This is a genomic window from Mycobacterium sp. E2238 (genome assembly GCF_001672665.1).
Classification (GTDB): Bacteria; Actinomycetota; Actinomycetes; order Mycobacteriales; family Mycobacteriaceae; genus Mycobacterium.
The window spans coordinates 1-12,431 of the sequence record NZ_LZKF01000230.1 but is presented as its reverse complement, the minus strand read 5'-3'; the positions used below and the strand labels follow the sequence as shown (position 1 = coordinate 12,431).

Below are 12,431 nucleotides of genomic sequence, written 5' to 3'. Positions count from 1 at the left end.
AGAGAACATTTAAAAAGCCTGATTCGTTACCAATTTGATTCTTCCCGTGACCACATTGTTGGTCAGCGGACCCCGCAAACATGCAAGCCCATCTAAAATGGACCGCGTGACCATGCGGGTGCCCCGTCGTTCGGCAATCGCCCTGGCCACCGCAGGCGCCCTCGCCTCGACAGGAACTGCCTATCTGGGCGCGCGCAACCTGCTGGCCGGCCAGGCGACGCACGCGCGCACCGTCATCCCCAAGTCGTGGGACATCCCGCCGCGCGCCGACGGCGTGTACACCCGCGGTGGCGGCCCGGTGGAGCGGTGGCACCGCGGCGTGCCGTTCGATCTGAGCCTGATGATCTTCGGCGACTCGACGGCCGCCGGCTACGGGTGCACCAGCGCCGAGGAAGTGCCGGGAGTGCGAATCGCGCGCGGCCTCGCCGAACAGACGGGCAAGCGAATCCGGTTGAGCACCAAGGCAATCGTCGGCGCAACGTCGAAAGGCGTGTGCGGCCAAGTCGATGCGATGTTCGTGGCCGGGAAGCCGCCGGATGCGGCGGTGATCATGGTGGGCGCCAACGACGTGACGGCCCTCAACGGCGTCAGCCAGTCGGCGCAGCGGCTCGGGCTGAGCGTCCGCAAGTTGCGCGCCCGCGGTGCGGTGGTGATCGCCGGCACCTGCCCAGACCTGGGTGTCATCACCGCGATCCCCCAGCCCCTTCGCTCGATCGCACACGAGCGTTGTATGCAACTGGCGCGCGCCCAGGCCGCGTCGGTGCGGGCCGCCGGCGGTATGCCGGTACCGCTCGGGCAGTTGATGACTCCGCAATTCCGGTCGACGCCCCACGTGATGTTCTCCCCCGACGGCTTCCACCCGTCCGCCCCCGCATACGCGATCGCGGCCGACGCGCTGCTGCGTGCGCTGTGCGAAGCGCTGGGCGAGGAGGTTGATCTTCCGCCGCTGGAGTTGGCGGCGTCCACGACCGCGCCGGTGCTCGGTCAGCGCCACACGCGGATCAGCGTGATGTCGCGGCTGTGGCGGCGCCCGGTGCCGGGACCCGCCCCGTCTTCGTGCCCACCGGTCGCCAGCGACTAGATTTGTCCTAGTCCGTCGGCGTCAAGTCAACGGTTTGTGAAGCGAACTCGCCGGAATCCGGAAGGGATTTGAAGGGAACCGTCATGCCTGAAGCCGTTATTGTCTCTGCCGCCCGCTCGCCGATCGGCCGCGCGATGAAGGGGTCGCTGGTCTCCATGCGGCCCGACGACCTGGCCACCCAGATGGTGCGCGCCGCGCTGGACAAGGTGCCCGCGCTCAACCCGCACCAGATCGACGACCTCATCCTGGGCTGCGGCCTGCCCGGCGGTGAGTCCGGCTTCAACATGGCGCGCGTGGTCGCCGTCGAGCTCGGCTTCGACTTCCTGCCCGGCACCACCGTGAACCGGTACTGCTCGTCGTCGCTGCAGACCACCCGGATGGCGTTCCACGCGATCAAGGCCGGCGAGGGCGACGCGTTCATCTCCGCGGGTGTCGAGACCGTGTCCCGGTTCGGCAAGGGCAACTCCGACTCCTGGCCTGACACCAAGAACCCGTTGTTCGACGAGGCCCAGGAGCGCACCGCCGCCGCCGCGGGCGGGGCCGACGAATGGCACGACCCGCGGGCCGACGGCAACGTGCCCGACGTCTACATCGCGATGGGGCAGACCGCCGAGAACGTGGCCATCCTGACCGGCGTCAGCCGCGAGGACCAGGACCGCTGGGGGGTGCGCAGCCAGAACCGCGCCGAGGAGGCGATCAAGAGCGGGTTCTTCGAGCGCGAGATCGTCCCGGTGACCCTCCCGGACGGCACGACCGTCAGTACCGATGACGGCCCCCGTCCCGGCACCACCTACGAGAAGGTCAGCGAGCTCAAGCCGGTGTTCCGGCCCAACGGCACGGTGACCGCGGGCAACGCCTGCCCGCTCAACGACGGCGCGGCCGCGCTGGTGATCACCAGCGACACCAAGGCCAAGGAACTAGGCCTGACGCCGCTGGCGCGCATCGTGTCCACCGGCGTCAGCGGCCTCTCGCCGGAGATCATGGGGCTCGGCCCGATCGAGGCGTCCAAGAAGGCGCTGGCGCGGGCGGGAATGTCGATCAACGACATCGACCTCTACGAGATCAATGAGGCCTTCGCGGTCCAGGTGCTGGGCTCGGCACGCGAGCTGGGCATGGACGAGGACAAGCTGAACGTCTCCGGTGGGGCGATCGCGCTGGGCCACCCGTTCGGAATGACCGGCGCGCGGATCGCGACCACGTTGATCAACAACCTGCAGACGCACGACAAGACGTTCGGGCTGGAGACCATGTGCGTCGGCGGCGGGCAGGGCATGGCGATGATCATCGAACGGCTGAGCTGACCGATCCCCGGAGCTCGCCGTCGAGTGTGCGGCCATGGTCGCGACACGCCGGACAGGCCCGCCCTCAGTGCACACTCGACGCCAACACGAAAAGACCGGCGCGCCAATCGGCGTGCCGGTCTTTTCGTTGAAGAGAACTAGTCGTTCTGCAGATAACTGAGCAGCCGCAGGATCTCGATGTAGAGCCAGACCAGGGTCACGGTCAGGCCGAGGGCGATACCCCAGGCCGCCTTCTCCGGCGCCCCTGCGCGCACCATCTGGTCGGCCGCGTCGAAGTCGATCAGGAAGCTGAACGCCGCGATGCCGATGCAAACCAGCGAGAAGATGATCGCCAGCGGACCACCGCTGCGCAGGCCCAGGCCGGTGCCTCCGCCGACGTGGAACATGGCCAGCACGAAGTTGCCGAGCATCAGGGCCAGCACGCCGAACATCGCGGCGACGAGCATCCGGGTGAACTTGGGGGTGACCCGGATTGCGCCGGTCTTGTAAACCACCAGCATGCCGAAGAAGACACCGAAGGTGCCCATCACGGCCTCCCCGATCAGCACGCCCGCGTTCGCGTGCGAGACCGCGAAGTTGGCGAAGACGAACGAGATGGCGCCCAGGAAGAGCCCCTCGAGGACGGCGTAGCTGAGCACGATGGCCGGGCTGTCCTGCTTGCGGCCGAAGGTCGCGACCAGCACCAGCCCCAGACCGCCGAGCGCACCGACCAGGGTCAGCGGCATCGCCAGCGCGAGGTTGGAGGCGACCAGGAAGTAGGACACCACGGCGGACACCGCCAACACGGCCAGCGTGATGCCGGTCTTGGTGACGACGTCGTCGATGGTCAGCGGACGCGAAGCCCTGGTCTCCTGGTAGGGAGCTTGGTAGGGCGCCGCGTAGGGGTCGGCTCCATAGCCCTGCATCGGGGCCGCGCCCGTGCCGAATTGCGCGTATCCCCCCCGCTGCTTGGGCAACGAACGAAATACCGGGTTGCTTGTCTCCCGCACCGTCGGATCCTCTCTATTGGCTTCGAGCTGTGCGAACACACTCTCAACGATCAGCGTCCCGTCCGAGTTCCCGGCCGACCTGGGCATTTTCCGGTGCCCGCAGCCTTTGCTGTCGTCGCGTTAAAGATAACCCTTACCCGGGGGTATGGCGCCGGTCGTCACGATCTAGATTTTTCGTTCGAGGGTGGACCGGTGATGGGAGGCCAGTGCGTGACCGACGAATCCGATGAGGTTCTAGCCCGCGTCGACGGCAACGTCGGTCTGATCACGCTCAACCGCCCCAAGGCGATCAACTCACTGAATCAGCAGATGGTGGACGCGCTGAGCGCCATACTCACCCGCTGGGCGGACGACGACGCGGTATCCACGGTGGTGCTCGCCGGCGCCGGCGAGCGCGGCTTGTGCGCCGGCGGCGACGTGGTCTCCATCTATCACAGTGCGCGTAAGGACGGGGTGGATGCGCGGCGGTTCTGGCGCGACGAGTACCTGCTCAATGCCCAGATCGCCGATTTCGTCAAGCCATACGTGGCGCTGATGGACGGCATCGTGATGGGCGGCGGCGTCGGCGTCAGCGCGCACGCGAACATCCGAGTGGTGACCGACACCTCCAAGATCGCGATGCCCGAGGTCGGCATCGGCTTCGTTCCCGACGTCGGCGGGATGTTCCTGCTGTCCCGGGCGCCCGGTGGGCTGGGTCTGCACGCCGCCCTGACCGGAGCTCCGTTTTCCGGAGCCGACGCCATCGCCATGGGATTCGCCGACCACTATGTGCCGCACGACGATCTCGAGGCGTTCACCCGGACGATCGTCGCCGATGGCGTTCAGAGCGCACTTGCCGCGCACGCCGTCGAGCCCCCGGCGAGCGAGCTTGCTGCACAACGGGATTGGATCGACGACTGCTACGCCGGCGACACGGTTGAAGACATCGTTGCCAGTTTGCGCCGGCATGCCGCCGCCCCGGCCCAAGACGCCGCCGACCTGATCGGCACCCGCTCGCCGATCTCGTTGACGGTGACCCTGGAAGCCGTCCGGCGCGCCGCCAAACTCGAGAGTGTGAAAGACGTTCTCATTCAGGATTATCGGGTGTCGTCGGCATCGCTGCGCTCACACGACCTGGTCGAGGGCATCCGAGCACAGCTGATCGACAAAGACCGCAACCCGAAGTGGTCGCCGGCGACGCTGGCCGCGGTGACCGGGGCCGACGTCGAGGCGTATTTCGCCCCGGTCGACGACGACTTGAGTTTCTAGGAAGAGGATTCGCGATGACAGACGCTGATTACGAAACCATCCTGGTCGAGCGCGACGAGCGCGTCGGCACCATCATCCTGAACCGGCCGAAAGCGCTCAACGCGCTCAACACCCAGGTGATGAACGAAGTGACCAGGGCGGCAACGGAGTTCGACAACGACCCTGGCATCGGGGCGATCATCATCACGGGTTCGGCGAAGGCGTTCGCGGCCGGTGCCGACATCAAGGAGATGGCCGGCCTGACGTACGCCGAGGCATTCGACGCCGACTTCTTCGCCCCCTGGGCCAAACTGGCGGCCGTGCGCACCCCGACCATCGCCGCGGTGGCCGGGCACGCTCTCGGCGGCGGCTGCGAGCTGGCGATGATGTGCGACGTGCTGATTGCCGCCGACACAGCGAAGTTCGGCCAGCCGGAGATCAAGCTCGGCGTGCTGCCCGGCATGGGCGGCTCCCAGCGCCTCACCCGTGCCATCGGCAAAGCCAAGGCCATGGACCTCATCCTGACCGGGCGCACCATCGACGCCGCCGAAGCCGAACGCAGCGGCCTGGTTTCGCGCGTGGTGCCCGCCGATGATCTGCTGGCCGAGGCCAAGGCCGTCGCCACCACCATCTCCCAAATGTCACGCTCGGCGGCCCGGATGGCCAAGGAGGCCGTCAACCGCGCGTTCGAATCCACGCTGTCCGAAGGGCTTCTCTACGAACGCCGCCTTTTCCACTCGACTTTCGCGACGGAGGACCAGTCCGAGGGCATGAAGGCGTTCATCGAGAAGCGCCCTCCCAACTTCACCCACCGATAGGCATGCGATGAGCGAGCCCGGCACAGCGACGAACACCGAAGCCGGCGGCAACCCCACGGCCGTCACGGAGGAAGCCGCGCGTCCGGATGCCCACCCGCAGACTCGCGATGCGCAGTCACCCGAAAAGCCTTGGTGGGTGCGGCATTACACCTTCACCGGCACCACGGTTGGCCTCATCTTCATCTGGTTCTCCATGACGCCGTCCCTGCTGCCGCGCGGCGCGTTGTTCCAGGGGCTGGTCAGCGGCATCTCCGGCGCCATCGGATATGGGCTGGGGGTCTTCGCCGTTTGGCTGTACCGGTACCTGTGGGCGAAGCAGTCCAGTCCGCCCGCGCCGCGCTGGGCGTGGAAGGTGCTGATCCCTATCGGTGCGCTCGGCATGGTGTTGATGGCCGTCTGGTTTCACGTGTGGCAGGACAACGTGCGCGACCTCATGGGTGTACGGCACCTGAAGTGGTACGACTACCCGGTGGCCGCGGGCCTGTCGCTGGTGGTGCTGTTCACCCTCGTCGAAATCGGCCAGTTCATCCGGTGGCTGGTCAGGTTCCTGGTCGGCCAGGTCGACCGCATCGCGCCATTTCGGTTGTCGGCGACCATCGTGGTGGCGCTGCTCGTGGTGCTCACCATCACCGTGCTCAACGGTGTCGTGCTCAAGTCCGCCATGCGCACCATGAACAACACGTTCGCCTCGGCGAACAACGAGATGAATCCCGACACCGCGCCGCCGAAGACCCCGCTGCGGTCCGGCGGTCCCGATTCACTTGTCTCGTGGGAATCCCTTGGGCACCAAGGCCGGATCTTTGTGGAAGCCGGGCCAAGAGTTGACCAGCTGGCCGCCTTCAATGGCGCTCCGGCGACCGAACCGATACGGGCCTATGCCGGGCTGAACTCCGCCGACGACATCACGGCGACCGCCGAGCTCGCGGCGCGTGAGCTGCAACGCACCGGCGGGCTGCAACGCGCCGTCGTCGCCGTCGCGACCACCACCGGCACCGGCTGGATCAACGAGGCGGAAGCCGACGCGCTCGAGTACATGTACAACGGCAACACCGCGATCGTCAGCATGCAGTACTCGTTCCTGCCGAGCTGGCTGTCCTTCCTGGTGGACAAGGAGAACGCCCGCCGCGCCGGCCAGGCGCTGTTCGAGGCCGTCGACCGGCTGATCCGCCAGATGCCCGAAGCGCAACGACCCAAACTCGTTGTGTTCGGCGAGAGTCTGGGATCGTTCGGCGGCGAGGCGCCGTTCATGAGCCTGAACAACGTGCTCGCCCGCACCGACGGCGCCTTGTTCAGTGGACCGACATTTCAAAACACCATCTGGACCGACCTGACCTCGACGCGCGACGCCGGTTCCCCGGAGTGGCTGCCCATTTACAACGACGGCAAGAACGTCCGGTTCGTCGCTCGCCCAACGAATTTGGCGCGGCCGAAATCCGCGTGGGACCACCCCCGTGTGGTCTATCTGCAGCACGCCTCGGATCCGATCGCCTGGTGGTCCCCCGATCTGCTGTTCAGCCAACCGGATTGGCTGCGGGAGCGGCGAGGCTACGACGTGCTGCCCGAGACACGTTGGATTCCGGTGGTGACGTTCCTGCAAGTCACGGCCGACATGGCCGTGGCGGTCGACGTACCCGAGGGTCACGGCCACCACTACGTCGCCGACGCGGCCGACGGCTGGGCGGCCGTGCTTTCACCGCCGGGGTGGACGCCCGAAAAGACCGACAAGCTACGGCCACTGCTTCATTCGGACGCCACCTCAACCGGGTAGCTAGAGCCAGCGGCGACCGAGGTCGCCGGAGTTGGCGAGCACTCCCGGGGACGCATCGAGCGAGCCGGTACCGGAAAGTTGTTCCAGCACACCGGCACCCGCGAGCGCGTGATAGCCGCCGATGACGTCGGTGGCGCGGTGCAGGCCGATGTCCAGCAGCGCGGCGGCCGCAAGGCTCGAGGTGTAACCTTCCGAGCACACGATCACCCATTCGACGTCGTCGCCGACGGCCTCGGGCAGCTTGGCCTCGCTGGTCGGATCGCAGCGCCACTCCAACACGTTGCGTTCGATCACCAGCGCGCCCGGGATCTCACCCTCGCGGAAGCGCTGCGCCTGCGGCCGGATGTCGACGAGCACCGCCCCGCGCCGCAGCGCATCGGGCACCTCGACGGCGGGAAGGCGACGGTAGCGGCGCCGGGCGGATCTCAACACAACATCGATGCGGCTCATCACGGTCCCTCCGGTTGGTCGGTCAATTCGGTGCGCTGGCGGCGCAACCGATTTCGGCCGGTGACCTCGTAGTAGGACATCGCGGTCAGCGGCGGCGAGTAGGCGTGCACGCTGAGTGAAGGCGTCACCGGCTCTCGGGCGGCGCCCGACAGCCCCGAGACGGGCACCGTCACGGGCCGCGGCGCCCACACCACGTCATGCACCCAGCCCAACGGAAACCCGGCCTGATCGCCCGCGTCGAGCCGGCGACGCCGCAGGGCCCGGCCGTCCCAGCGGAATTCGTTGAGCGACCCGGACAGGACCGTCAGCGCGCCGAGGGACCCACCGTGGTCGTGCAGTTCGGTGTGGTGACCGGGAACCCAGCTGATCAGCCAGACGTCCAGCTCCTCGTCGCCGTGGATGCGGGTGAACCAGCGGCGCGACTCGGGTATTCCGCCCGGCGGCAGCAGGTGGTCGCAGCGTCCGCTCAGCACGTCGTCGGCGGCCTGGTCGGTGGCGTGCAGGAGGTCGGGAACCCGCAGGCGGGTCGGTCCCGACGATGGGGACGAAATGGTGCGCGGGCGCAACGCAGCCGGAGCGGCAAGAGGCAAAGACATGGTTGGAGCTCCACAAAGAAGGATCGGACAGGCGGCGGCGGGTTACGGCCGACAACACTCGCAAAATCCGAAGCGCTCCATCACGGCCGCCAGTGTTGCATAGATTGAGAGGATGCGCTGGTGTGGTCAACGGCCCCGGCTGTGGGGCATGCTCCTGGTGGCGGCGGGCTTCTTGGCGGCCACGGGATGCTCGCCTGACGCCCCCAGTGCTAAGCCCGCGTCCTCATCTCAGCGGCCTGCGGAGCTACCGGTCCGCCCCGGCGCGGCGCCGCCGGGCGCCGTCGGTCTGTCGCCGGCGGGCGTGACGACCAGGGTCGACGTGCCCGCGAATTCGACCGAGGAAGAGTATTACCAGGCCTGTCACGCCGCAAAACTGTGGATGGATGCCCAGCCCAAGACCGGTCAGTCGCTGTTCGAGCCCTATCTGGCGATGATCCAGGCCGCCCCGTCGGGCACCGCGGGCAGCTGGAACGCCCGCTGGACGGATCTGACACCGGCCCGGCAGGCGGCAGTGATCACCGCCGCGCGCGCCGCCGCCGGCGACGAATGCGGCTAGCCCTTTCGAACTCCTGCGCGATTGAATTCACGGGTACAGAAAGTGCCAACCCGGCCGCTGCAACACCGCTCCGCCGCGCAAAATGAAGAGATGCCGGACGGACCTGGCGGAGTCGGCGCGCGCCGATCGTCACCGACGCGCGTCGCGCTGGCGCTGGGCAGCGGCGGGGCCCGCGGCTACGCCCACATCGGGGTGATCGACGCGCTGCGCGCGCGTGACTACGAGATCGTGGGGATCGCGGGCTCGTCGATGGGCGCGCTGGTCGGCGGTTTGGAGGCGGCCGGGCGCCTCGACGAGTTCGCCGACTGGGCGAAGTCCCTGACGCAGCGCACCATTCTGCGCCTGCTGGACTTCTCGATCAGCGCGGCCGGGGTGATGCGGGCCGAGAAAATCCTGGACGCGGTGCGCGACATCCTCGGCCCCATGGATATCGAGCGGCTGCCCATCCCCTTCACCGCGGTGGCGACCGACCTATTGACCGGTAAGTCGGTGTGGTTCCAGCGCGGTCCGGTCGACGCGGCGATCCGTGCCTCCATCGCCATACCGGGCGTGATCGCGCCGCACGAAGTCGACGGGCGGCTGCTGGCCGACGGCGGCATCCTGGACCCGCTGCCGATGGCTCCCCTGTCCGCGATCAACGCCGACGTGACCATCGCGGTGAGCCTGTCCGGCAGCGAGGCGATCGCCAACCGGGAGGGCGAGGCCGGCGTGACCGCCGAGTGGCTGAACCGCATGGTGCGCAGCACCTCCGCGCTGCTCGACACCTCCGCGGCGCGGTCGCTGCTCGATCGGCCGACCGCGCGCGCGGTCCTGGGCAGATTCGGCGCGTCCCCCGCGGAAGCGGACGGCTGGTCGGACGGTGCGGACGTCGAGGAGCCCGCCGCCGGGGATGACGCGGCCGGCGAGCTGGCCGACGCCGCGCCCGAGGTTCCGAAGCTGGGCAGCTTCGAGGTGATGAACCGGACGATCGACATCGCCCAGGCCGCGCTGGCGCGCCATACGCTGGCGGTCTACCCGCCCGACCTGTTGATCGAGGTCCCGCGGTCGGTCTGCCGGGGACTGGAGTTCCACCGGGCGGCCGAGGTGATCGCCGTCGGCCGTGCGCTGGCCGACGAGGCCCTGGACGCTTTCGAGAACGAACGAACCGCGCCGCCCGCGACCGAAGCCTGAAACCCGCGCTGCCGCAGCGCGTTACGTCCCGGCTCGATCAGACGCCCAGGAAGCGCGCGACGCCCCGAGCTTCGCGGCGGCCCTGCTCGCGTCCCGCCAATGCCGACACGACGCGACAGGCGGGGTCCAACGGGTTGGGCCCGAAGGCCGCCAGCGAGTCGGCGTCCGCGAACACCGCGTACGTCGTGCCCGCGAAGGCGGAGATCTCCGCGGCCGGCCCGTCGCCGAACGCCGAGGGCGTGTCCACGCCCGACGGCACCAGCACCACCGCCGTGTCGCAGTCGCCTGCCGCGCCGAGGTTGACCGAGCTGGCGATCCCGCCGTCCATGTAGCGGCGGCCAGCGATCGCCACGGGCGGCCACGCCCCGGGTACCGCGCAGCTGGCCGCCACCGCATCGACGAGGTCGACGCCGGATTCGCGATCGAAAACCACCAATTCGCCGGTTTCCACGTCGATCGCGGTGATCCGCAGCGCCCGATCGGGCCAGTGGTGCGACGGTAGGCGCTGGGCGACCACCTCGCGGCGCACCGGCGGCGGAACGGTTTTCGTCGCCAAAGCCACAGCCCCGATCCGCTGCATCTGTTGCCGGGTCTTGTTCAACGGATCCGCAAAGGGCTCCGCCAGGGCCGCCAGGAACATTTCGGTGATCTCCTCGACGTCGACCCCGGAATCGATCTCGGCCGACGATTCGGCGACCTGCCGGTCGAACAGCACGTCGAGCGTGCTGCCGGTGCCGATCGTCGCGGCGACGGCGGCGCCCGCAGAGGTCCCCACCAGCACGTCCGAACCCAGCAACAAGTCGGCCACCGTCGGCGACACATCGGCGATGCCGCGCAAAACGCCTGTCTCCCAGGCTATTCCCGCTATTCCCCCACCCGCCAGCACAAGCGCTCGTCTGGTTGTCACGCCCACCCACTCTGCCAGGCCGGCATTGGGCTAGCGCCGGGCGATCGGCAGCGCGTGCTGCGATTCCTGCGCCCGCGCGCTCAGCTCCTCCCGACGCAGCAGGTGCGCGGGCGGGTCGGGCAGTATCAGACTGCGTTCGACTTGCAGCGCGGCGTCGATATGGAGCAGCTCACCCGGCTCGAGCAGCCGCCAGCGGGGGTCGTCGTCCATGCGTTCGGTGGCGAACACGACCGACGGGCGCGTGCACAGATGTTCCGACCGCGCGTGAATTCGCTTGGTGCGCAGATCGAATTTCGGGGCCTCCGTCGGCGCTTCGGCGGACCGATCCATGACGTAAAGCTCATGGGTTTCGGGATACCGCAGCGCCCACATGTCGGTCGCCGTGCTCAGTAGCACGTTGACCGCATAGATCGGCACATTGGAGGCAAGCCATTTCATCGCATCGGTCAGGCCGGCGGTCACGTCACCGTCGAGTGCCCGGATCGAGGCGGTGACCAACGCGAACACCCGCTCGGAATCGGTGTCGCCCAGGACCAGATCGTCGGTGCCGACCTCGCGGAGCCGTTCATCGAGAGCGTCCAGCCCCTCCAGCACGCCGTTGTGCGCAAAGATCCGGCCGTCCTGCAGGAACGGGTGGGTGTTGCGGACGTCGAGCGCACCGGTCGTGGCGTAACGCACGTGCGCGATGAAGGTGGTGCCGGTCAACTCGTGGGCTTCGGTGGCGAAGGCGGCGTCCTCCCAGGCCGCCATGGGTTGCTTGTCCAGCTGCGGCCGCCCGAGGCCGTCGAAGACCCCAAGGCCAGTGCCGTCCGGGTTCCTTCGGCTCTGATCGGCGAGGCTGTCCGGGGCGTCCAACAACCAGAACGTCGCCGTGCAAACGTCGGTCCCGGCATGCAGCCCGAAAAGTCGACACATGGTCTCGACGGTACCCAGCTTCAGCGGGTCAACACCTCGGCGAGGTCGATCAGCACCCGGCGTGCGTAGCGCTTCCACAGCATCCCGAAGAGCGGCAGGCCCGGTGCGGACAGGACGGATTTCGGGTAAATGGCCCAGCGCCAGGTGATCTCGGTGCCGCCAGCGGTCGGGGTAAAGATCCACTCACCGGTGACCGAGCCGACCAGCAGCGCCATCGGACCGTGGATCTGGGTGAGCCGGTAGCCGAACGATCGCGGCGGGTCGACGCTGGTCAGGTCTTCGCGCGCGCTACGCCGAGCATGGCTACTGGGTGGTCGAGGCCCGGGACTGAGGGCGAGTCTCCGCGAATAACCCAGGGCAGGAAGGAGCCTCATGCCCCAGCCCCTCGTCGTCGAACGATCGCACGTGGTGGCCGTCGCGCCCGACGCGGCGTTTCACGGCACCCTGCCCATCCCGCTGCCCGAGATCTTCGGCCGGTGGTATGGGCCGATACCGCCGATCAAGGAGGTGCGGAGCCAGACCGGCGCCTGGGATGCGGCGGGTCAGAGCCGCACCATCATCCTGGCCGGCGGCGGCAGCGCGCGCGAAGACCTGACCAGCGTCGACCCGCCGCGATCGTTCGGCTACCGGCTCACCCAGATCCACGGTCCGAT

General features: G+C 68.2%; 12 protein-coding genes and 2 pseudogenes. 8 read left to right on the top strand and 6 right to left on the bottom strand.

The window, feature by feature from the left end; all coding sequences use genetic code 11:
• The first annotated feature begins 118 nt into the window (after window positions 1-118).
• On the top strand, window positions 119-1,081 hold the full coding sequence (locus tag A5711_RS21105; RefSeq protein ID WP_156673429.1) for an SGNH/GDSL hydrolase family protein: 963 nt from the start codon (window positions 119-121) through the stop codon (window positions 1,079-1,081).
• 83 nt (window positions 1,082-1,164) lie between these two features.
• Window positions 1,165-2,382, top strand: a complete 1,218-nt coding sequence (locus tag A5711_RS21100) for an acetyl-CoA C-acetyltransferase (RefSeq protein WP_067949948.1) — start codon at window positions 1,165-1,167, stop codon at window positions 2,380-2,382.
• Between the two features lie 137 nt (window positions 2,383-2,519).
• Here the strand turns inward: A5711_RS21100 and A5711_RS21095 are convergent, their stop codons facing one another.
• A complete protein-coding gene (locus A5711_RS21095) occupies window positions 2,520-3,371 on the bottom strand; it encodes a Bax inhibitor-1/YccA family protein (RefSeq protein WP_067735063.1) in 852 nt (283 codons plus the stop codon).
• 210 nt (window positions 3,372-3,581) lie between these two features.
• Between A5711_RS21095 and A5711_RS21090 the strand changes: the two genes are divergently transcribed.
• Genes A5711_RS21090 through A5711_RS21080 form a run of 3 tightly spaced genes read left to right on the top strand, consistent with a single transcriptional unit; the run spans window position 3,582 to window position 7,184 of the window.
• Window positions 3,582-4,619, top strand: coding sequence for an enoyl-CoA hydratase/isomerase family protein (locus tag A5711_RS21090; RefSeq protein ID WP_067949947.1), 1,038 nt, complete (start codon window positions 3,582-3,584; stop codon window positions 4,617-4,619).
• Window positions 4,620-4,633: 14 nt separating this feature from the next.
• A complete protein-coding gene (locus A5711_RS21085; protein ID WP_067949945.1) occupies window positions 4,634-5,416 on the top strand; it encodes an enoyl-CoA hydratase in 783 nt (260 codons plus the stop codon).
• Window positions 5,417-5,423: 7 nt separating this feature from the next.
• Window positions 5,424-7,184, top strand: a complete 1,761-nt coding sequence (locus A5711_RS21080; protein ID WP_067949943.1) for an alpha/beta-hydrolase family protein — start codon at window positions 5,424-5,426, stop codon at window positions 7,182-7,184.
• Here the strand turns inward: A5711_RS21080 and A5711_RS21075 are convergent, their stop codons facing one another.
• Together A5711_RS21075 and A5711_RS21070 are read right to left on the bottom strand one after the other, a co-directional pair.
• Window positions 7,185-7,634 (bottom strand): rhodanese-like domain-containing protein, encoded by a 450-nt coding sequence (locus tag A5711_RS21075; protein WP_067949940.1) that lies wholly within the window; start codon window positions 7,632-7,634, stop codon window positions 7,185-7,187.
• Entirely contained in the window at window positions 7,634-8,230 is a 597-nt protein-coding gene (locus tag A5711_RS21070; protein WP_067949938.1) for a cysteine dioxygenase, read from the bottom strand. The genes A5711_RS21075 and A5711_RS21070 overlap by 1 nt, the downstream gene beginning before the upstream one ends.
• 112 nt (window positions 8,231-8,342) lie before the next feature.
• Between A5711_RS21070 and A5711_RS21065 the strand changes: the two genes are divergently transcribed.
• On the top strand, window positions 8,343-8,786 hold the full coding sequence (locus A5711_RS21065; RefSeq protein WP_231987516.1) for a lipoprotein LpqV: 444 nt from the start codon (window positions 8,343-8,345) through the stop codon (window positions 8,784-8,786).
• A 90-nt stretch (window positions 8,787-8,876) separates the two neighbouring features.
• Window positions 8,877-9,956 (top strand): patatin-like phospholipase family protein, encoded by a 1,080-nt coding sequence (locus A5711_RS21060; RefSeq protein WP_067949981.1) that lies wholly within the window; start codon window positions 8,877-8,879, stop codon window positions 9,954-9,956.
• Between the two features lie 37 nt (window positions 9,957-9,993).
• Here A5711_RS21060 and A5711_RS21055 read toward each other — a convergent pair whose 3' ends face one another.
• The 3 genes and pseudogenes from A5711_RS21055 to A5711_RS21045 form a co-directional block, all read right to left on the bottom strand.
• Entirely contained in the window at window positions 9,994-10,863 is an 870-nt protein-coding gene (locus A5711_RS21055) for a patatin-like phospholipase family protein (RefSeq protein WP_067949978.1), read from the bottom strand.
• 30 nt (window positions 10,864-10,893) lie between these two features.
• Entirely contained in the window at window positions 10,894-11,778 is an 885-nt protein-coding gene (locus A5711_RS21050) for a class II glutamine amidotransferase (protein ID WP_067949936.1), read from the bottom strand.
• A 20-nt stretch (window positions 11,779-11,798) separates the two neighbouring features.
• Window positions 11,799-12,068: pseudogene (locus A5711_RS21045) on the bottom strand (SRPBCC family protein); the annotation flags it as partial.
• 82 nt (window positions 12,069-12,150) lie between these two features.
• Here A5711_RS21045 and A5711_RS21040 point away from each other — a divergent pair.
• Window positions 12,151-12,431, top strand: a pseudogene (locus tag A5711_RS21040) (SRPBCC family protein); the annotation flags it as partial.